The sequence below is a fragment of the Dinoroseobacter sp. S76 genome, assembly GCF_049801095.1.
In the GTDB taxonomy this organism is placed as follows: domain Bacteria; phylum Pseudomonadota; class Alphaproteobacteria; order Rhodobacterales; family Rhodobacteraceae; genus Dinoroseobacter.
Map to the genome: position 1 here is coordinate 67,581 of NZ_JBNAGH010000005.1, position 21,118 is coordinate 88,698.

Consider the following 21,118-nt stretch of genomic DNA (forward strand, 5'->3'; position numbering starts at 1 on the left):
TGGGGGAGGTTCAGAGGGGCAGGCGACGCTGCTCCGCATCGGAAGCGTAGACCGCCGCCTCCATCCGGCGCACATCGAGATAGTCGCGCGCCTCATTCTCGAAGGGCGCCTTGCCCTGCAGTCCGGCAATCACATGAGCGTTCAGGGCGTAGACACAGTCCCCGGCAAACCCAGGGTAGGTCTGGGCTGCGAGAATCTCCGTCTCCTCTTTGCTGCCAAAAACCCGCCGCGTGACGGAGCCGTCCCCCCAGAGGCTGAGCGTGGCTTCCGTCCCTTCCAATGCCGCCTCGCCAAAGGTTAGACGCGGGTTCTCCGTTGCATGGTCCAGCAGGCGGTTTCCATCGAACAGCGCCCGCGCGCCGGACGCGTAGTCAAAGAGGATGTAGCCCGCATCCTCCCCGGCGATGATCGGGTTCTCGCGGCGCAGATCCGCATAGACCCCCGTGGCCGGGCCGAGCAGATAGCGGAAGGTGTCGATCCAATGGACGGCGGTTTCCTGAACCAGCAGTCGGGGCATCTTCTGGAAATAAGGTTGCCGGTCGAGATAGGCCTCGGGGCCTCGCCCGTCGCCCGTGCGGAAGCGAAAGGTGAGCTGCCGCGGCTCGCCAATCTCGCCCCGATCCATGGCCGCGCGCATGGTGCGGTACCAAGGCTGAAAGCGGAAATTCTCATGGATGATAAGGGGCACCCCGGCGGCGTCGGCCTCGGCGGTGACGGCCTGCGCCTCCTCCAGACTACTGCAGAAGGGCTTCTGGCAGATGATTGCGCGCACGCCCTTGGCGATGGCCAGACGGATTGCCACCGCATGGGTCTTGGGCGGCGTGATGATGTCGAGGATATCCGGGACGTCGACGGCCAGGAGGTCTTCAAGGCTGGCGAAGGCGGGCAGGCCGGTCGCCGTGGCCTTGTCCAGATCGCGGTCGATTGCGCCGATCGGCGTTGCCTCTTCCAGCCGCGCCCAAGCCTCGTAATGGAACCGGGCGAAATACCCGGCTCCGACGCAGGCCACGCGGTAGCTCACAGATGCGTGGCCACTGCTGCCGCGGCCTCCTCCGTCGTGGCGGAGCCGCCCAGATCTCCGGTCAGGATCGCGCCATCGGTTAGCACGGCCTCCACTGCTTCGCGCAGCCGCGCACCATCCGCCGCGATTTCGGCATTTTCGGACCGCACCCCCAGCCAGTCGAGCATCATGGCTGCCGAGAGGATCATCGCCAGCGGGTTCGCGATGCCTTGGCCCGCGATATCCGGCGCGGTGCCGTGACAGGGTTGGAAGACCGCGTTCTCGTCGCCGATATCCGCCGAGGGGGCGAGGCCGAGCCCGCCCATCAGGCCTGCGCCCAGATCGCTTAGGATGTCGCCGAACATGTTCTCGGTCACCATCACATCGAAGGCACCGGGTCGCGTTACCATCCAGAGCGCCATGGCATCCACATAGGCGTGGTCGGCTGCAAGCTCAGGGTGTTTGGCGGCCTCAGCATCAAAGAGCTCGCGGAAATAGGCGAAGGCCCGGAACACATTGGCCTTGTCCACGCAGGTGACTTTGCCGGCTCCGCGCCCGCTCGCCTTGCGTTGTGCGGCGAGATCGAAAGCAAACTTGAAGAGCTTCTCTGACGTGGCGCGGGTGATCTTCAGAGTTTCCTTGGCGTAATCCTCAGTGACCTCGCCGGTGCCCTTGGTGTGAAAGAGGCCCTCTGTGCTCTCGCGGATCAGGACGAAATCCACCGGTCCCGGCGCGTCCAGCGGGGTTGGATGGCCGGGGACGATCCGCACCGGGCGCACACCCGCATAGAGGTCGAGCGCGATGCGAATGTCGATCTGCGGCGTGATCTCGGTGCCGTCCGGATAGCGGATATCCGGCAGCCCCATGGCCGAAAGCAGGATCGCGTCCGATTGGCGCGCGGCCTCGACCGATGCTTCCGGCAGCGCCTCGCCCGTTTTGGCATAATGCGACGCGCCCATCGGGTGATGGTCGAAGGCCAGCCTATAGCTGCTTGCGGCCTCGGAGATCTGGGTCAAGATCGTGAGCGTCGGGGCCATGATTTCGGGCCCGATCCCGTCGCCGTCGAAGACGACAATTGAAAAAGTCTGCATGGATGTCCTCCCGCGCGCAATTTGCCGGGCTGACCCGGCAGTCGCAAGCGTCTTGCATGCGGTCCGACGCTCGACATAGGTTTTTGGGACAGACCCAGGGGAGGGCGCGAATTGTATGCGGTGACAGTGACATTTCGATTGGTGGCGGGAGGCGCGGAGGCGTTCATGCCCCTGATGCTCGCCAATGCGCGCACGACCCTGACCGATGAGCCGGGCTGCCTGCGCTTTGACGTCTGCACGGATCCTGCCCTGCCCAACGAAGTGTTTCTCTATGAGATCTACTACGACCGGGCGGCCTTTGATCGGCATCTGGAGACGGCGCATTTTCAGGAGTTCGATGCCGCTGTTGCGGATCTCGTCGCCGCCAAGGATGTCCGCACCTATGCGCAGGTGCAGGAATGAGTGCCTGGGAGGTCTACGCGGTCAAATACGCGGATCGCAATGCGCGGACCCGTGGGGACAGTTTCCTCTTCGATGATCAGCACGATGTTCCGCACCCTATGGATTATTTCATGTGGGTGTTGCGGCGCGGGACCGAGACGATCCTCGTGGATACCGGCTACGATCATGCGGAGGCAGAGCAGCGCGCGCGGCCCATTCGTCTGGACCCGAGGGAGGCACTGGCGCCCCTCGGCCTGACCCCGGAAGACATCGACCGGGTGATCGTCACCCATCTGCACTATGACCACGCGGGTGGCTTGCACCTTTTCCCCAATGCGACGCTCTACATGCAGGCGGCCGAGATGGCCTATGCCACGGGGCCCTGCATGTGCCACGACGCTCTGCGCTTTCCCTTCACAGGCGCGCATATTTGCGAGGCGGTTCAGCGGCTCTATTCCGGAAAGCTGGTGTTCTTCGAGGGGGATGGCGAGGTGGCCGAGGGTGTGACGGTGCACCAGATCGGTGGCCATTCCCGTGGGTTGCAGGCGGTGCGGGTGCGCACCGAGGCTGGCTGGCTGTGTCTCGCCTCCGACGCGGCGCATTTCTACGAAAACTTGTGGTCGCGTAAACCTTTTCCACTGGTTGTGGATCTCGAGGATATGCTGCGGGGCTTTACGCGACTCGAGACATTGGCGAGTGACCGCGGCTTGATCGTGCCGGGGCACGACCCTCTGGTCTTCTCGTATTTCCCGGTGCTGGAACCCGATCGTATCTTGCGCTTGGACCGGGGGCCGAGCCCGGGTGCCTTTGACTGATATGCTGTCGTTTTTCCGGAAGAAATCGCAGAAGCCAGAGATTGCGCTGAGCCCTGTGATGCCGGATCGGCTGCTTTACGCCGTTGGGGATATTCATGGGCGGGCCGATCTTCTGGAGCAGATGATCGACGCCATTGAGATAGATGCAGCCGGAGCCGAAGGGGATCTGGTCTTTCTGGGGGACTATATCGATCGGGGTCCCGAAAGTGCTGCGGTGTTGCGGCGCCTGTGCGGTTTGCGCGTCGGGCATCTCAGGGTGAATTGCCTCATGGGAAACCACGAGCAGATGTTGCTGTCTTTTCTGGAGGATCCGTTGGCCGGTGAGATGTGGCTGCGCAATGGTGGGATGGAAACCATCAGCGACTTTGATCCCGCGCGACGTGATCCGGCGGAAGGCGTGTCCCCGCTACAGGATCTGCGGGATCGTTTGCAGCGGGCCATGGGGCAAGAGTTGGTCGACTGGTTGCGTGGGCTGCCCCTGTCTTTCTTGAGTGGGACCGCTGGTTGCGTTCATGGCATGGCCGATCCGAAAGCAAGTTGGGAAATGCAGGCTGCACGAGGGGTTCTTTGGGGGCGCCCGACAGCAGCCTCAACACCGCGGCGGGACGGAATCTGGGTAATCCACGGTCACACGGTTGTTCCGCAGGCGGAAATTGGGCCCGGGCGTATCGCTGTCGATACAGGTGCGTACAAGAGCGGTTTGCTGAGCGCCGTGCGCTGTGACGGCGGGGAGAGCCGGTTTTTGACTGTTGGCGGCGCGGCTCAGTAGGCCTCGCCGCTATTGTAGCCATAACCATAGCCTTCGTCGGAATGGCGGCATTTGTTCAGCACCATGCCGAGAACATTGGTATGATCCGCAACTTCCTTTTCGCACCGATCCAGATCCGCGACCTTGCTGCGCTCAGCATCCGCAACGATCAGAACGCAGTCCACATTGGTGAAGAAGGCAGCCGCATCGTCATTCACGAACATCGGCGGCACGTCGAAGAGCATGATGCTCGGCTTATACTCAGCCTCGATCCGGTTAACGGTCTCGGTCGTCGAGGTGTTCAGGAACACATCGGATGGGTCTTTCACGCGGTGTGCGTTCAGAGACAGGGCGACATTGGGCCCAAGGCGACGCGCGTGCTGCTCAAACGGGAGGCTCCCGTTCAGGACATCTGCGACCGTGCCGGTGGGTTTAACGCCGAGAATGTCTGCAAGTGCTGGGCGGCGCATGTCCAGATCCATCAGGATGGCGCGGATAGAACGTTGGCGCGCGATGGAGCTTGCCAGGTTGCAGCAAACGGTGCTCTTCCCGGCGCCACTATTGGCCGAGGTTACGGCTAAACGGCGCCAGCCGTTCTTTTCCATCTGCTTCAGAGCCTTGGTTCGCAAGACATCGAAACTTGCCGCTTCGGACTGTTTTGAGCCTGCGGAGAACACACGGTTCTTGATCAGATGCGCGGGGTCGGTTTGAAACTCTTCCAGAGCCGCCCAGCGTTGGTCCAGAGTTGACGCGCCGCGTTCACGCGGTGCGGACGGGGCCGCAGCATCGCTCTCGACGATGCCGCTGGAGACGGGGGCATCCCCGCGCCGTTCGCGCGCTTTTTCCAGCGCTGCCTGAAGTTTTTCCATTCGACTAGTTCCTTACATCTCAGCGCGGAGCCACCAAAGCGGTCTCTACACACCAATCTTGTTGAGGACGCGATCTGCCAGCAGATCAAGCGGCAGATACAGCATGTGGATAGCATAGAGCGCGACCGGTATGCCGATGATCACCAGGATGACGATCGCAGCTTTCAAGCTCCGCTCCATCACTTCCTCGCGGCGTGTCTTCACATAGGGCAACGTCGCAAGTGGCGCGATGCCGAGGGTCTTGACCAGATCAACCGGGCGCCGAACGGTGCGGTCCAACAGCTCCAGCAAAAGGATTAGGCCGAGGCCCAAGACGATCCCGGCAAAGGACCCGCCGATAAAGACCAGCATCGGGGACGCGCTGGAGGGATCCGTGGGCGTGGTCGCTTGTTCGAGCACAGTGATGCGCTGCCCCCGCGCCGCAAGCTCGATCCGCTCGCCGGTTTGCGCGATATGGAGGCGTTCGACCGCGGCGTTATACTGCTGCTGGACGTTCTGGTAGTCACGGGTCAGGCCTTGGAGTGTGACGGAGATGCCAGGCGTCTCATCAAGTGTGCCTTCGACTTCCTCGACCTGCGTGTTCGTCAACTCGAGCTGCTCGCGCAGAAACTCGATTTGGGCATCGATCTGCTCGATCTGCGATTGCAGCGAACCGGTTGGGTCGTCTGTCGGGCTTTGTCCACCTAGGGACTGGATCACCCCTTCAACCTGCTGGATGCGAGAACGCAGGATGCGCACACGGGGCGAGGTTTCCCCGGCCGTTTCCATGGCTTCCGCCAGTTCCTGGCGCAGGATTTCGACCTGCTCTTGCTCGCGCGTCAGCGCTTCGCTGCCTTCGAGCTGCTGGTCACTGCGGCCCACGGGGAGGGCATCCACCAGCTGCTTGCGCTGTTCGTTGAGGATCAGGATGTCGCGGGTATAGGCCGTTGCGCGCTCTTGTAGATCTGCGAGACGCTCCAGACGGAACTCGAATGTCTCGGGCAGTGCGTCGATGTTTTCGAGCCGAAACTCCCGCATGGCGGCGGTGCGTTGATCGACCTCTTCGGACAGCCGATCGACCTCCTGTTTGAAGAATTCCTCTGTATTGGAGGCGCGGCTTGTGCGCAGCCGGCTGTCTTCACGCTGAATGAGGGTCACGTATTCATTGACCACATCGGATGTGGTCTGCGCCACATCATCCACGAAGGAGAGCGACATCAGGGTCGCGCGGTTTCGACCGGTGGTCAGGCGGATCACACTCTTGTCGCGCATGTTCCGGACGATCTCATCCGGGCTCATCTGCGAGGCATTTGGGAACACGTCGAAGCGGTCCGCAATGTCGAGCATGTTGGCCCGGGTCAACAGACGCTGTTGCACCACTTCGAGCTGCTCCTGGGCACCCGTATTGCTCAGCGTGGTGACGAGTTCATCCGGGATCTGCCCCGCTTCGAGCAGGAGCCGGGCCGAGGCTTCGTACCGTGTCGGCAGCTGCTTGGAGATATAGGCCGAGGCAACGATCGACAGACCGGCGACCGCGATGAAGATCGGGAACCGGCGCCACAGGACCGACAGAATATAATGTATGCTAAAGTTCATTCTGCCGCCTCGCCCATTTGGTCAAAGTTTCCGATGAAGATGCCATCGGAGAGAACCTCATCAACGGCGCTTGCGGTGACCACTTGCCGATTCTCTGTTGCGGTGTAAAGCAACGCAAAGTCGCAGAGCTTGTTGACCAGCCGAGGTACGCCTTCGCTCGCCTGGTAGATCCTGTCCAGCGATTGATCCGTGAACTCGGTGCCCGTTCCGCCAGCATGTTTCATACGATGCGCGACGTATTCCCCGACAGTTTCCCGGTCCATGGCAGGGATGTGGTAGAAGGCCGAGACACGCTGCGCGAATTGCTGCAGATCCGGATGCATGATCATCTTGCGCAGCTGCGGTTGGCCGACAAGAACCAGCTGCAGCACTTCATCCTTGTTCGAGTTGATGTTGGTCAGCATCCGGAGCTCTTCGAGCCCTTCGGAGGACAGGTTCTGCGCCTCGTCTATGATTATGATGACCCGGCGCCCCTCAGCATACTCGGAGACGAGAAAGTCCTGTAAACGCTGAAAAAGTTCGACGTAGTCATCCGTGGGTTCGGACGGCACTGACAGCGCGTTCAACACCCATTTCAAAAGCTCGCCACGCCCGCCTTGCGCATTGGAGATCAGGCCGATCGTGACCATGTCGTCGATGGAGCGCAGCAGGCGCTGCAATAGAGTAGTCTTGCCCGCGCCAACCTCGCCGGTGACAACCGTGATCGGGGCGCTGCTGAGGATGCCGTATTCCATGACGGCATAGGCGCGCTTGTGGATCTTGCTCCAGAACAGAAAGTCGGGATCGGGCAGCAGTTTGAAGGGCCGCTCCCGGAGCCCGAAATAATCCGAATACAAGCCGCTCATGGACATCGATACACACTCATTCTTTCCATCAACACGGGGCCAGAACACAGGCGGCCCACATCTACCATATAGGAAGACGCCCCGATCTTTGGAGTTCTTTGTAGTCTCCGAGGGTTAAAGAACAGCGAAATGCGCTCTGGAGGCGTCGGTTGTGCGCATTTTGCGCAGCATCGTGTCGTCCGAGCACTGGCAGGAGCATTCTGCAACAATACTCGCGTTGCGCACGCTTCGTTTTCAGAACATCACCGATCCCGTGATTCGTCGGCTCACGCTTTGGGCACGCTGCGCCGTAGCGTGAAAATATTCCAAATTCGCCCAAAAATAACAACAAACGCCGACGTAGCGGCAGTTTAACCATGCACTTATAAAATTTACAATCAAGTTTAACGGTCACTTTTGTTCGTAAAAACAGGATATTACGATGATTTCGGGCGCGATATCGCGATCCGTGGGCCTTGGCAGACTCCGCCACACGTGCTTAGTTAGCGCTGTCTTAACGATCTACAGAGTTTCAAAGATCAGTGTGTGTGGCGCGTCTCGAATTTCTGCAGACGCTGAATGGTGAGTGAAGAGTACCATGACGATAAGAGCGAACGACATTTCAGGTAGCACCCCGGTCTCCGCGATTGCAGTAGGGACCAAAGCCTCCTCCACGAACCGTCTCTACCGCAACGCAGGCAAGCGTTTTCTGGACCTTGCCCTTGTTGTGGGGTCGGCAGTTTTCGTGGCGCCTGTCATTCTTCTTCTCGCGGCTTTGGTCGCGCTTGATGGACACAACCCCTTCTACTGGCAGTCTCGTGTGGGCCTGAACGGTCGGAGCTTCCGCCTCTGGAAACTGCGCACAATGGTTCCGAAAGCGGATGAGAAGCTTGAAGCTTATCTCGCTGCGAACCCCGAAGCCCGCGAAGAGTGGGACACGACCCAGAAACTGAAATCCGATCCGCGCATCACGCGCGTTGGCCGGATCCTCCGCAAAAGCTCGCTGGATGAACTGCCCCAGCTGATCAATGTCCTGACCGGCGACATGTCCCTCGTGGGCCCGCGCCCGATGATGGAAGCCCAGCGTGAGATGTATCCCGGCGAGGCCTACTACCGCATGCGCCCCGGCATCACTGGCACCTGGCAGATTTCGGACCGCAACGATTGCAGCTTCCGCGGTCGCGCTCAGTTCGACGATCTCTATGAGCAGAAAATCACCCTCGGCGAAGACATCCGGATCCTGAAGCAGACCTTCTCCGTCGTCTTCCGCTGCACCGGGTACTAATAAACCCTTAGGGGTTCGGTCGCTATATGTCGCAGAGCTGCACGAATTCGTGCAGTTCTTGCCGTGGATAGACCATACTTGCACTGCTACACTGGCAAGAACGGCGGGCGGAAACGCCGGGTAGAATTGTGGAGAGTGGTTGTATGAGATTAACTGGTTCGGTTCGCCTGATGATTGGCGTCCTTGGGGTCGCGGCGCTTGCTGCCTGTGACACCGCGGAAGAGCGCGCGGAGGAGCATTACCAGAAAGGCCTTGAGTTGATCGAGGCTGGGGATGCGGACCGTGCTCTGGTTGAATTGCGTAATGTTTTCAACCTGAATGGCTTCCATCGCGACGCGCGCGCGCTCTATGCGGCAACCGTGCGCGAGATGGGTCGGACGCGGGAAGCCTATGGGCAGTATCTGCGTCTGGTTGAGCAGTATCCCGATGACCTCGAAGGGCGTCTTGCGCTCGCGAATCTCTCCATCGAAGGGCGCCAGTGGGAAGAGGCCACACGGCATGTGACCCGCGCCAATGAGCTCGCCGCAGATGATTTCGGCGTGAAGATTGTCGATCTTGTGGTGCGCTACCGCGAATCCGGACTGGCCAATGACGATTCGACGCGTGCGGCTCTGTTGGAGACGGCGCTCGAAATGCTGGAGCAAGCTCCGGAAGAGCTGAACCTGCATAATGTCCTCATCGATGGGGCCATCTGGCAGCAGGATTTCGATCTGGCGCTGGAACGTGTGGATGCCGCGCTCAGCTATTACCCGGAGGAGCAGCAGCTCTATATGCTCCGTCTCGCCGCGCTCGAACAGCTCGGGGATATGGAGGGGATCGAAGAGCAACTCGTTGCCCTGGCAAAGCAATTCCCGGATGTGGAGCGGTATCGCCGTCTCGTCCTGCAGTTCTATCAGCAGCGTGGCGAGCCGGAGAAGGCCGAAGCCTTCATCCGCAGCATCGTGTCCCCGACCGATGAGGATCCGTCTGAATATGTCGCCTTCGTGCGCTATCTGCGCGACACGCGCGGCATTCAGGCCGCAGTGGACGAGTTGGAGAATGCTCTGGTCGAGGCGCCGGACTCCGCAGTTCTCAAAGCGCTGCAAGCGTCCCTGATCTTCGATTCCGGTGACCGGGACACGGGCATCGCCCAGATGCAGGCGATCGTCGATGCGGAGGAGGAATCGAATGATACGCTCCGCTTTAAGGTCGCGCTTGCCCAGATGCTGCTCGCCACGGGCAATGAGGTTGGCGCCCGTAAGCTGGTCGAAGAGACATTGGCTGCCGATGCCAGCAATGTGGATGCGATCAAGATGCAGGCGGCCTGGCTGATTGATGGGGACGAAACCGAACGTGCCATCAGCCTGCTGCGCACGGCGCTGGACCAAACCCCGGATGATCCCCAGATCATGACTCTGATCGCCAATGCGCATTTGCGCAACGGCGACCGCGAATTGGCACGGGATCTCCTGAGCCTGGCTGCGGATACCTCTTCCTTCGCGCCCGAGGAAAGCCTGCGTTACGCGCAATTCCTTGTGGGGGCGGACGAGCTGCTCGGGGCTGAGGATGTGTTGGTCAACGCCCTGCGTCGCGCACCGTCCAACCTGCGGGTTCTGGCGTTCCTCGGCGATGTCTATGTTCGCCTGGAAGACTGGTCGCGCGCAGAACATGTGGAACGGACCCTCCGTCAGTTGGAGGACACCCAGGCAACGGAAGCCGCGGACGCCATTCGTGTCGCAATCCTTGACGGACAGGGCCAAGCTGAGGACGCGCTCGACTTTCTCGCGCAGCTTGCCACGGGCGAAGACGGCAATTTCAGGGCTTTGACCGCCGCGGTGCAGTCGCTCATCGCCGCGGGCGAAGTGGAACAGGCGCGCGCACTGGTGCAGGAAGCGATTGAGCTCGACCCGGATCGGTTCGATCTTCAGTTCCTTGATGCAGCTCTGGAAAGCAGCGCTGGGGATCTCACGGTGGCTGAGAAAACCTACCGGGATCTGATCTCCCGCGAAGAAGCGAATGAGCGTGTCTGGGTGGAGCTGGTGCGCGTCTTGAACCGAGCGGGCAAGCCTGGCGAGGCCGAGATTATGCTCGACCAGGGTCTCGAAAAGTTTCCGGACGGGCCCAACTTGCTTTGGGCAAAGGCATCGACCCTTGAACAGCGCAACGATATCGAAGGCGCAATCGCGATCTACGAAGATCTCTATGCGATTTCGAGCCGCTCGACGATCGTGTCGAACAACCTGGCCAGCTTGCTTTCAACCCATCGTGGCGACGAGGCCAGCATCGAGCGCGCCTATCGGATTGCCCGGCGCTTGCGCGGGACACGAAATCCGGCCTTCCAGGACACCTACGGTTGGCTTGCCTATCAGCGCGGTCGCTATGATGAAGCGCTGACCTATCTCGAGCCTGCGGTGGCTGGCCTTCCCCAGGATCCGCTGGTTCGGTTCCATCTCGGGATGACCTATCTCGCGGTGGACCGCACGGCAGAGGGCGCAGAAGCCTTGCAGACGGCGATCAGCCTTGCGGGCCCGAATGACACGCGTCCGCAATTTACGATTGCTCGTGAAGAGTTGAACAAACTTGAGAATGCGGGCCAATGATTGTGAAACGAATCCGTGTATGAACAAACGGCGCTGCGACAGGGACGTCGCGGCGCTGACTTGATCTGTGTAGAATGGCCCCTTGTGTACTAGCCTCTAGGTGATTGCGAATGTCGACGTTAACTCAAAGCATAGACTCTGGCCGCGCGCGGCTACCAATCAATTTACCCGGGCTCTTGTCATTCGGGCTTCTGCTGGCGGTCTCCGTCCCGATTTTCTGGATGGGGTTCGTCTCGCTCTTCAACGCTTGGGGCACGCCTGAATACAGTCACGGACCTCTGATCCCTCTGATTTCGCTTTATCTATTCCTGCGGGAATTGCGCGACAAACCGAATGTTGCGGAGGGTGAGGTCAAAAAGCGCTGGCCTGGCATTCTGGTGATCGCCTTCGGCCTGCTGATTGCTTTCGCCGGCAATCTGGCGCGGATCCCGGACATCATCACCTACGGGTTCATCATCTGGACCGGTGGCGTGGTGCTGACGGTGTTTGGTTGGAAACAGGGTATTCGCCACCAACTCCCAGTGTTTCACCTCGTCTTCATGCTGCCCCTACCGCAGTTCGTGTACTGGCAGATGACCATGTTCCTGCAGGGGATTTCCTCGGTCGTGGGGGTCTGGTTCGTTCAACTCGCTGGCGTCCCGGTGTTCCTGGAAGGCAACATCATTGATCTGGGGGTCTATAAACTCCAGGTGGCCGAGGCCTGTTCCGGCCTGCGTTACCTTTTCCCGATCCTGTCCTTCTCCTACCTCTTCGCGATCCTCTATCGGGGGCCCTATTGGCATAAGGCGGTGCTGCTATTGATGGCCGCCCCCTTGGCGGTCTTCATGAACTCGGTGCGCATTGGGATCATCGGCGTCATGGTGAACTCCTACGGGATCCAGCATGCGGAAGGGTTCATGCATTTCTTCGAAGGTTGGGTGATCTTCGGGTCCTGCATCGCGATTCTGTTCCTGATGGCGATCGCGCTTCAGCGTCTGACACCGAACCCGCTGCCGCTGAGCGAGGCGATCGATCTCGACTTCAACGGCCTGGGTGCGGTCAGCGGCCGCATTCTCGCGATTCAGAACTCGGTCGCCATGATGGCTGGCACAGCAGTCGCAATCCTGGTGACCGGCCTCTTTTTCGTCATCAACCCGGGGGCAGCGCCCGCGATTGAGCGTGACCCCTTCGCGATCTTCCCGCGCCAGATCGCCGAGTGGCGCGGCGTTCAGGTGCCTCTGGATACACAGATCGAGCAGGTTCTGGCGGCCGACGACTACATCAACGCGAACTACGTGAACCGTGAGACCGAAGAGACGATCAACTTCTTTGTCGCCTTCTACAACAATCAGACTGAAGGCGGTGGGATCCATTCGCCCGAGGTGTGTCTGCCTGCCGGCGGTTGGGAGGTGTTCAGCCTTGATCCCTACGAGGTTTCGCTGCCCGACACGGCTTACGGTACGTTCAACCTGAACCGTGCTGTGATTCAGAAGGGCCTCTCCAAGCAGCTGGTCTATTACTGGTTCGAGCAGCGCGGCGAGCGTTTCACGAACGACTATTCTGCAAAGGCCGCCGTGGTTTATGACGGGATCTTCGAAGGCCGCACCGATGGCGCCATGGTGCGCTTTGTGACCCCCATTCGGGGTGGCGAGAGCGAGGCTGCCGCGGATGCGCGCCTCAAGCGGTTCATGGGAGAAACGCTGGTTAAGCTTCCGCGCTTTGTTCCTCTTTGAACTTCAGCGCTTTACATCTAGGGTGCTCATCAGGCGTTAGGTCCTGATGGGCATCCAGATGAACGAAACGAGCAGACCATCACCGGCTCTCAAGACCCCTTCGGTCACGTCTGGCATCAAACCCTCGTCGCAATCTACGCCAATGCTGATCCCCATCGGGATCATCGCAATCTGCGTGGCCGTCGAGAGCGTCTTCCAAATCGCCAATCTGGGCCTGATCGAGCATCCGCGTCTGCGCGCCGAGGTCCTTGAATACCTGGCCTTCTGGCCGGGGCTTCTGCGCAGCTGGCAAGCGAACTACCCTCTGCAACCCTATGCGATGTTTTTCTCCTATGGGTTCCTGCACGGTGGTTTGCTCCACCTCGTGCTCAACATGGTCACGCTCTATTCACTCGCCAAAGCGGTGATCCAACGGGTTGGGACATTGAAGTTCCTGGCCCTCTACGCCGTCGCCATTCTTGGCGGCGCGGTGGGTTACTGGCTTCTAACCTCGAGCCTGCGCCCGATGGTCGGCGCGTCCGGTGCACTGTTTGGCTTGGCGGGCGCCATCGTGGCTTGGGATTATCTCGACCGCTACCTTTTCTCCGAAGGCTTGCTCCCCGTCCTCCGCACGATCCTTTTCTTGGTGGGGCTCAACCTCGCGCTGTGGTGGGCCATGGATGGCCAACTCGCGTGGGAGACCCACCTAGGCGGCTTTGTCGCTGGCTGGATCATGGCGATGCTGCTGGATCCAACCGGTCGTCCGCCCCCCAGCCCCGACGCCTAGTAGTCCCGCTCAAAGAAGATCCCGATGCTGCTATTGTCGGTCCCTGCTGTACCCCGCGCCGTTAGGGAATCCGTGAGCTCGACATTCAGATCGATCTCGGTCTCGCCCTCATTGTTGATGTTCACATTGGTATAGACATCATCGGAGATGTATTTGCCGAGCCGCAGGTTCGTTTGCCCATCCTCTTCGGTGGTTAGGTCGAGATCGTCGAGACCGGCCTCTTCGCGCAGGGCGTTGAAGAAGCCCAGCCCAGTCCCGTTGCGCACCGCGACCAGTGAGTTCGCCAGTTGCAGCGCTTGCAGCGGGCTCAGGCTGGACACTTCGGAATTGAACAACAGCCGAGCCAGAACCTCATCCTCGGGCAAGGTCGGAGTGGACTCAAAACTGATTTCCGGATCATCGGCGGGGCCCGAGACGATGGCCGCCACTTCATAGTCATCGGTTTCCGTGCTGGCCACGAACCGCAGATCCGGGATCACGGAGGCGGTCAGCAGGATCTCCCCCTCAGTCAGGTCGAGCCGCTGACCGAGCACATCGAGGCGCCCACGCTGCAACTCAAACTCCCCGACCGGGCGCGGGTTGTTTGAACTTCCGGTTATCTCGACGCTGCCCCCAAGCTCCGCATCAAGCCCAAAGCCACGCACGAAAATCTGGGTGGGCGAGTTGATCAGCAGGTCGAGTCCCAAAGGCGGACCCGGCGCACTCGCTGCCGAAGGGGGCTCCGGCTGCGCCTTGAGCCCCGCATGGGACAGGGTGCGCTCCACCCCTTGGGAAGCGCCGACATGCTCGATGCCTTCCAGCGTTCCAACTGTACCGCCGCCATCGGGAATGCGGATCTCCGTCTCGTCCAGATTGATCTCACCAGAGAGCACCGCGCCACCGGCCAGCGGCCCGTCCAGGGCAATGGCGCCATCAATCCGGGTTTCTACAAATCCCTGCAGCGCGAAGCGCAGCCGGTCGATATCGATGTCCAGCGCGGATTGTTGTGGCGGCGTCAGTCCGAGGGAGCCCCCGAGGGAAATCCGCCCTCCGCGATTGCCGCGTCCGGAGAGGTCCAGTGTTGTGGTGCTGTTGGCGAGGCCGACAGTGCCGCCCAACTGCTCCAGCGCAAAGCCGACGGTTGGATCCGCGACGCGCCCATTTTCGACCCGCAAGGTCGCTGTAACCGCGTCGAGGCCCAGCGGCCCGTCCACCGAGACATCGAAGCCGATCGCGCCGCTTGCGGTGCGCGGTGACAGGAAGGGCTGCGCCAGCTCCATCCGTACCGCGCCGTCAATATCCAGATCGGCCGTTGCAAAATCATCGGCGATGGAGCCCCCCAGATTGAGGCGCAAACCAGCGGGCCCAGACCCACTGCCCTCCACCGCGTAGCGTCCTCCGCTGTTGCGCACCGTGCCAGAGAACTCGGTCGCGCCTGGAAATCCGGGCACGATCCTGTCGAGCGAGTCCAGCGCCAAAGAGATATCGAGATCCGTTTGTGCACTCGTTCCGCTGCCCGTGACCGACAAATCCAGTGCTTCGGTTTCCACAACTGCCTTGCGGATTGCGATGCCATCCGTGCTCCGTGCGCCGGAAAAGGCGAGATCTGCGCGTCCGCCGAGCAGGCTGTCAGCCTCCGCGATGCCAGTCCTGAGCCCGCGCCCCTGACCCGTGACGTCCAAATCGAAGATCCCGCTCAGAAGCGTGGCGCTGCCCTCGACATTCAGGTCCACCGCCCCTTGCAACGTTTGCCCGGTCACCTCGGCGAAACGCGCCAGATTGGGCGCGGTCAGGGCGATGCCGCCGTCGAAATCGATCCCCTCGGCCAGGTTTTCGAACAGGCCTTGCAGGCTAAGTTCCAGATCGCCCGCCGCGATTGCCGCTTCGGAAATTGTGAGCGGTGTATCCTTTTCCCAGTCAAACGCCGCGTTGAAGGCCACTTCATCGCCCGCGGCCCGCTGCAGTTTCGGATCAGAGAGGACGATGCCGTCTGCCCCGCCGCTCAGACGTCCAGTCACTGCGCCCAGCTGCTCTCCCTCCGGCAGGGTCAGCTCGCCCGCTCCGCGCAGGTCGACGCTTTCGATCTCGAACTCGCCCTGCGTAAGGTCCGACATCGCGATGACGGCGGACCAGACCGAGGCGGCAGTGCGATCATAGGACAGGTTCAGATAGGCGGAGGTCAGCTCTGTCGGTGTGCCAGGCACGGGCAGGCGCACGGGGGCACCCTCGGCGGCAGCCAAGCGTGCGACCAGGGCGATTTGCTCCGGCCATTTGGTCTCGGATAGGGCGAGCCGGGTGCGCATGTTGAATAGCGCGCTTTGCAGATGCAGGCGTGGGATGCTGATCGCGCCGTCGGCAAAGAGAACCGTCTCGAAATCGAGCCCGGTCTCGCTGCCAAAAAAACTCTGGATATCCTCGGTCACTAGGGGCCGGATATCCCCGGACAGCTTCGCCTGGATCGTGCGATCGACCCCGTCCGCGCCCTCGGCTTCGGCGGAGAGAAGGCGAACGATCCCCCCCAACCGGGTGCTATCGGCAGTGGCAAACCGGAGATCCGCCTCGAAATCCGACAAGAGCCCGCGCCCCGTGACCGAGAGCTCCAGATCCGGAGCCCCGGGGATCCCGGTCTTGCGCGACAAGAGCCCACCTTCGCGTCCCTTGGCATCCAGGATCACCACCAGCTCTTCGCTGCTGTTCTGGAAGCTCGCCGTCAGATCCAGCAAGGTGCCCGTGACATCGGTCCGCTCCAGATCCAGCGAGATAGAGCCGTTCCCATCGGCGAGGGTCAGCCCGCCCACCAGTGTCGCGACGACCTTCTCTCCCAGAACGGGCTCTTCGAGGACGATTTCTTCGGCGGCAATGCGCTCGATCTCGATCGACACCGGCAGTTCCGGGAGCTGGAACTGGAACGGTTCCGCCTCGGCCTTGGGCAGTTCAGGATCTTCGGGCGCGCCAGCCGGGATCCGCAACAAGGTAATACGCCCGGCGGCCAACTCCTTGGCGCGAACCCGTCCGCGCAGCAGGGCGGTACGCGTCCAATCGAGCTTGGCGTCTTCGATGACCATCCAAGGGCCGGTCGGATCCGCAAAAGTCAGGCTCTCGATCGTGGCGGTTGAGGACAGCGCGCCGCTCAGCCCATCCACGGTCACTTGCAAGGTGTCGGATGACAGGCTCTTCTCGAGCAGCCCTTCCAGCCCGCCCTTTTCCTCGTCTTGAGCGAGTGCACCAAGTGGAAGCCAGAGCAGGCAGGTCAGGGTGATCAGAATCCGCATCAAAACGCTTGCCCCAATCCGAAGTAGAATTGCACGCCGTCATCCGTGTCACCGCTCACCGGCGCGGCGATGTCCACGCGGATCGGGCCCACAGGCGTGTCATAGCGCAGGCCGAGCCCGGCGCCGCTATGGCTGTCACCATTGCCGGTAAAGATGTCGCCATCGGTGATCCGGCCATAATCGAAGAACCCGACCGCGCCGATTGCATCGGTGAACCTGTAGCGCGCCTCTAGCGAGAGGCCGGCAAACCCCTCGCCGCTGGACAGGGTGTCGTTGCGGATCACGCCAAGAGATTCAAAGGGTTGGCCGCGCACGGTTCCGCCGCCGCCGGAGAAGAACAGGTAAGATTCCGGCACGGAGCCCGAGGTTGCGCCAAACACGCTGCCCAATTGCCCGCGCACGGCCAAGGTCAGGGCGTCATCCTCGATGAAGGACTTGTAGTAGCGCGCATCCAGCGTCGTGCGGATCCCGTCATCCGCGTCCCGCTCGCCGACGAAGGGGAAGACCTCGCCGCTGATGAAGGCGCCAGAGCGGGCATCCGTGACGATATCGCGATCATCATAGGTGGCGCCCACCGGGGTGCCGAAGATCCGGAACCGGCGGTTGCCCGGCTTCAGGTCGGTCTTTGTCGCCGAGAGCCGGATCCCGCCATAGACAAAGAACTCGTCGCTAAGACGGTAGTTGAACCCCGTGTCGAAGGTCACGATGTCTTCTTGAAAGGTGCTGTTGGCTTCGCGCGAAATGTCGAGGGACATGCGGAAATCCGCCTCGGGAGCAAAGACCGCGGGACGCAGGAAGGACACACCGAAGGTGAATTCCAGCTCCTGACTATCCTCGAGTTGCTGGGTCAAGTCCGCGTCAAACCGCAGGCGCTCGCCGCCGCCCAGAAGGTTACGGTGAAACCAGAAGCCGGACACGGAGATGCCGTCGCTGCTGCCGATCTCGGCGCCAAAGCCAAGGCGACGGGGCTTTTCTTCCTGCAACTCGACGATGACGTCGATCGTATTGTCCGGGTTGGGGGTCTCGGCCTCTTCGACCACCACAAAGCGGAAGGCCCCGCTCCGGGAAATGCGCCGCTGGATTGTTTCAAGATCCTCGTCTGAGAACTGCGCCCCGGCGGGAAAGCCCGCCATGGCGCGGATGCGCTCGGTGCGCACATCTTTGTTGCCGAGGATCTGCATCTCGCCAAAGGTCAAGCGTGGGCCCGGATCGATGGAAATCTCTACATTCAGCGCGTTTTCCCGGTGCGCCGCGGTCACGCGCTGCCCGGTCAGGGCGGCTTTGGCGTGCCCCACATCGCGCCAGCCTTGTACCGAGGCAGTCGCGGCCTGCTGGATCAGCCCGCTGCGCGCCAGCACACCGGAGCGGAAATCCTCGGGCAATTCGGTGCCTGGGGCGGTCGGGTCCACGATGGCCCGGCCAAAGGTAAAGGGCTTGCCCGGCGCGATCTCGACCTGGATCGTGCGCACCTGATCCGGCGTTTCAAACGGCGACAGCTGCGCGGCCTCGCGCCCATCCACGAGGATCGACACCACGCCGGAGTAGTAGCCGTTTTGATAGAGCACCGAGAGGTAGCGCTTGTAGTCCGCCTTGGCCGCCGCCACCACGTCTTGTGAGGTGGAGCTCTCCTCCTCCAGAACCACCCGCACGAGGGAGGCCGCACGGAGGCTATCGGTCAGCTCTTCATCGACAAATGTGGTCGATATCTGCAGATCCTGGGCCTGAACGCCGGCCGTTCCGAGACCAATCGCCAAAAAAACGGCACTACACCATGCCTGCACGCGCCCTCTTACCGGTCCCATTGCATTCTGCCTGTTAACCTCTCTCCTCTATCCAAGGCATACCCCATCGCGGCGCGGGCGCAAACGGCTGAGGCAGCTGAAGCGCAGGTTTAAAGGCGCGCGCAATAAAGGGCGCATTTGAACTGTTAGGTCGGCCTTAACAGCCACGGGCTAAAACCGGTCTTGGGTGAAGTATAGAGGTGATGCGATGGGTGGGGACCTTCCCGCACCAGTCATCATCAAACGTAAAAAGGTTATCGCGGGCGGCGGCCACCACGGGGGTGCGTGGAAAGTTGCCTATGCGGACTTCGTGACCGCGATGATGGCCTTTTTCATGTTGATGTGGCTGCTGAATGCAACGACCGAAAAACAGCGTAAGGGTATTGCGGATTACTTCAATCCGACGATCCCGGTGAACCGGATCTCTGGCGGTGGCGAGGGGATGTTCGGGGGGGACAATATCTTCTCCGAGATGACCCTGGCGCGCAGTGGTACCGGGGGGACAGACCGCACCAATGGCTCGGCCTCGGCCCGTGCCGATGCGGAGGCCGAAGGCGCCCGTTTGCAGGCGCTTTCCGAGGATCTTTTGGGGTTGAGCGGTGAAAGCGATGTGGCCGAGCAGCTCAAGCGCCATGTCACCACCCGCGTCACGGATCGTGGGTTGGTGGTCAACTTGTTCGATCAGGATGGGGCGACGGTCTTTGTTCCCGGCACGAATGATCTCACACCCCTGGGTACCGCGCTGTTGCTGGTGGTCGCCGAGGTGTTCAAGGTGGTCGATAACGGTCTGACCGTGACCGGCCACGTGCCGAGTCGCCCGGTCGTTCTGCGCGAGAATGACGTGTGGGAGGTCTCGACCGAGCGCGCCCATGTCGCGCGAAAGTCGCTTCAAGACGCCGGATTTCCGGCGGAGCGGATTGTCATGGTCTCAGGGCAGGCAGATCGCAAGCCGACAGCCTATCCGGATATATCAATACAAAACAACAGGTTGGAGATTGTCTTACTCAGGTCAAATCATTCCAAGTAAAAAATGAGGCCGAATTAGGGCGCCTTTAACAGCTTCGACTCCAAGTTCCGATCATCGGAGTCGATGCTGCAGAAAGGCGCACAATGACTATTTCTTCTTCTTTGAATGCGGGTGTTGCCGGACTTAATGCGAATGCGACGCGTCTGGCGACCATCTCGGACAATATCGCGAATTCGTCCACCTATGGCTACAAACGGGCCGAGGCGGATTTTCAGTCCATGGTCATCTCGGACAATGGCAGTGGCAGTTATTCTGCCGGTGGTGTTCGGGCGACCACAACGCGCGTCATAGACGAGCGTGGCCCCCTGGTTGCGACCTCCAATTCCACCGATCTGGCTGTTGCGGGAAGTGGTATGCTCCCCGTCACGTCCATGGCCGCGGTTGAGAACCCGAATGGGAATTACCCGCTGAACCTTATGACCACCGGGTCCTTCAGCCCCAACGAGGACGGCTATCTGACAACGACCACAGGTATGGTCCTGATGGGATGGCCCGCGGACCCCGATGGGACAGTGCCGGACTTTCCCCGGGATACCGTGGCCGGGCTTGAGCCGATCGAGGTGACCTACAACCAGTTCGCAGGTGATCCTACCACGCTGATGGAGTTGAACATCAACCTGCCAGCGGATGCGACCAAGGCGAATTCCGGGGCGGAACCCATCGTGATGCCCATGGAGTATTTCGGCAATCTCGGCACGTCCGAGACCTTGACGGCGACCTACACGCCCTCGATCCCAACTACGGGCTCGCCTTCGAACACCTGGACCCTCTCCATTACCGATTCCGCATCCGATGGTGCAGTAGTCGCGGAGTTTGAACTGGTCTTCAACACGGGCCGCGATACGGGCGGTAGTCTCGCCTCCGTGACCGCGATCTCCGGTGGGACCTATGACGACACAGACGGAACGCTTTCCATGACCGTCGCAGGCGGCCCCATCGATCTGGAGATTGGCGGTCTTGGCGGCACCGGTGTCCCCACCAAAATGACCCAGCTCTCGGATACCTACTCGAGCGACTATGACAAGAACGGGACGCCCGTGGGTGGCCTGACCGGCGTGCGGGTTGACGAGAATGGGATCGTGAATGCGATCTACGACAACGGCGCCACGCGGACCATCTACCAGATCCCGCTGGTGGATGTACCGAACCCGAATGGTTTGATGGCCAAGGACAACCAGTCCTACGCAATCTCCTCCGAGAGCGGCGCCTTCTTTCTCTATGATGCGGGCGATGGCCCGACTGGAGACATCGTCGGGTTTGCTCTCGAGGAATCCACCGCGGATGTCGCGGGCGAGTTGACCCGGTTGATCACGACCCAACGGGCCTATTCGTCCAATGCCAAGATCATTCAGACCGTCGACGAGATGTTGCAGGAAACAACCAACATCAAACGCTGATAGTCGTCAGAAAAGGA

General features: G+C 61.0%; 16 protein-coding genes. 9 read left to right on the plus strand and 7 right to left on the minus strand.

All coding sequences use genetic code 11. The features are described from left to right. Positions 1 to 10: 10 nt before the first annotated feature. Together ACP153_RS15175 and ACP153_RS15180 are read right to left on the minus strand one after the other, a co-directional pair. Positions 11 to 1,021: a Gfo/Idh/MocA family protein gene (locus ACP153_RS15175; RefSeq protein ID WP_424971857.1), complete on the minus strand. Its 1,011-nt coding sequence runs from the start codon at positions 1,019 to 1,021 to the stop codon at positions 11 to 13. Beyond that, the gene (locus tag ACP153_RS15180; RefSeq protein WP_424971858.1) at positions 1,018 to 2,091 is read right to left on the minus strand and encodes an isocitrate/isopropylmalate dehydrogenase family protein; all 1,074 of its coding nucleotides are present in this window, start codon (positions 2,089 to 2,091) and stop codon (positions 1,018 to 1,020) included. Before ACP153_RS15180 ends, ACP153_RS15175 begins: the two co-directional genes overlap by 4 nt. Before the next feature lie 126 nt (positions 2,092 to 2,217). Here ACP153_RS15180 and ACP153_RS15185 point away from each other — a divergent pair, with 126 nt between their 5' ends. Genes ACP153_RS15185 through ACP153_RS15195 form a run of 3 tightly spaced genes read left to right on the plus strand, consistent with a single transcriptional unit; the run spans position 2,218 to position 4,056 of the window. Beyond that, positions 2,218 to 2,493: a putative quinol monooxygenase gene (locus ACP153_RS15185; protein ID WP_424971859.1), complete on the plus strand. Its 276-nt coding sequence runs from the start codon at positions 2,218 to 2,220 to the stop codon at positions 2,491 to 2,493. Continuing rightward, positions 2,490 to 3,287 carry an N-acyl homoserine lactonase family protein gene (locus ACP153_RS15190; protein ID WP_424971860.1) on the plus strand — a complete coding sequence of 266 codons (798 nt, stop codon included), beginning with the start codon at positions 2,490 to 2,492 and terminating at the stop codon, positions 3,285 to 3,287. Before ACP153_RS15185 ends, ACP153_RS15190 begins: the two co-directional genes overlap by 4 nt. Position 3,288: 1 nt before the next feature. Then, positions 3,289 to 4,056: a metallophosphoesterase family protein gene (locus ACP153_RS15195; protein ID WP_424972054.1), complete on the plus strand. Its 768-nt coding sequence runs from the start codon at positions 3,289 to 3,291 to the stop codon at positions 4,054 to 4,056. Here ACP153_RS15195 and ACP153_RS15200 read toward each other — a convergent pair. The 3 genes from ACP153_RS15200 to ACP153_RS15210 are packed head-to-tail and all read right to left on the minus strand — an operon-like array spanning position 4,050 to position 7,330. After that, positions 4,050 to 4,904: a CpsD/CapB family tyrosine-protein kinase gene (locus tag ACP153_RS15200; RefSeq protein WP_424971861.1), complete on the minus strand. Its 855-nt coding sequence runs from the start codon at positions 4,902 to 4,904 to the stop codon at positions 4,050 to 4,052. The genes ACP153_RS15195 and ACP153_RS15200 overlap by 7 nt on opposite strands. 45 nt (positions 4,905 to 4,949) lie before the next feature. Then, the gene (locus ACP153_RS15205) at positions 4,950 to 6,479 is read right to left on the minus strand and encodes a GumC family protein (protein WP_424971862.1); all 1,530 of its coding nucleotides are present in this window, start codon (positions 6,477 to 6,479) and stop codon (positions 4,950 to 4,952) included. Continuing rightward, positions 6,476 to 7,330: an ExeA family protein gene (locus tag ACP153_RS15210; RefSeq protein ID WP_424971863.1), complete on the minus strand. Its 855-nt coding sequence runs from the start codon at positions 7,328 to 7,330 to the stop codon at positions 6,476 to 6,478. The genes ACP153_RS15205 and ACP153_RS15210 overlap by 4 nt, the downstream gene beginning before the upstream one ends. Before the next feature lie 571 nt (positions 7,331 to 7,901). Here ACP153_RS15210 and ACP153_RS15215 point away from each other — a divergent pair. The 4 genes from ACP153_RS15215 to ACP153_RS15230 all read left to right on the plus strand — a co-directional run bounded on the left by ACP153_RS15215 (position 7,902) and on the right by ACP153_RS15230 (position 13,645). Then, positions 7,902 to 8,588, plus strand: a complete 687-nt coding sequence (locus ACP153_RS15215; RefSeq protein ID WP_424971864.1) for a sugar transferase — start codon at positions 7,902 to 7,904, stop codon at positions 8,586 to 8,588. A 143-nt stretch (positions 8,589 to 8,731) separates the two neighbouring features. Next, complete coding sequence (locus ACP153_RS15220) at positions 8,732 to 11,167, plus strand: tetratricopeptide repeat protein (RefSeq protein ID WP_424971865.1); 2,436 nt, start codon at positions 8,732 to 8,734, stop codon at positions 11,165 to 11,167. Between the two features lie 176 nt (positions 11,168 to 11,343). After that, positions 11,344 to 12,879, plus strand: a complete 1,536-nt coding sequence (gene xrtD, locus ACP153_RS15225) for a VPLPA-CTERM-specific exosortase XrtD (protein ID WP_424971866.1) — start codon at positions 11,344 to 11,346, stop codon at positions 12,877 to 12,879. Between the two features lie 46 nt (positions 12,880 to 12,925). After that, a complete protein-coding gene (locus tag ACP153_RS15230; protein ID WP_424971867.1) occupies positions 12,926 to 13,645 on the plus strand; it encodes a rhomboid family intramembrane serine protease in 720 nt (239 codons plus the stop codon). On the opposite strand, the gene ACP153_RS15235 is transcribed toward ACP153_RS15230, so the two are convergent. After that, the gene (locus ACP153_RS15235) at positions 13,642 to 16,896 is read right to left on the minus strand and encodes a translocation/assembly module TamB domain-containing protein (protein ID WP_424971868.1); all 3,255 of its coding nucleotides are present in this window, start codon (positions 16,894 to 16,896) and stop codon (positions 13,642 to 13,644) included. The genes ACP153_RS15230 and ACP153_RS15235 overlap by 4 nt on opposite strands. Beyond that, on the minus strand, positions 16,896 to 18,698 hold the full coding sequence (locus tag ACP153_RS15240; RefSeq protein ID WP_424971869.1) for an autotransporter assembly complex protein TamA: 1,803 nt from the start codon (positions 18,696 to 18,698) through the stop codon (positions 16,896 to 16,898). The genes ACP153_RS15235 and ACP153_RS15240 overlap by 1 nt, the downstream gene beginning before the upstream one ends. Positions 18,699 to 18,885: 187 nt before the next feature. On the opposite strand from ACP153_RS15240, the gene ACP153_RS15245 reads away from it, so the two are divergent. Together ACP153_RS15245 and ACP153_RS15250 are read left to right on the plus strand one after the other, a co-directional pair. Then, on the plus strand, positions 18,886 to 19,704 hold the full coding sequence (locus ACP153_RS15245) for a flagellar motor protein MotB (RefSeq protein ID WP_424971870.1): 819 nt from the start codon (positions 18,886 to 18,888) through the stop codon (positions 19,702 to 19,704). An 83-nt stretch (positions 19,705 to 19,787) separates the two neighbouring features. Continuing rightward, the gene (locus tag ACP153_RS15250) at positions 19,788 to 21,101 is read left to right on the plus strand and encodes a flagellar hook protein FlgE (protein WP_424971871.1); all 1,314 of its coding nucleotides are present in this window, start codon (positions 19,788 to 19,790) and stop codon (positions 21,099 to 21,101) included. Positions 21,102 to 21,118 lie beyond the last annotated feature (17 nt).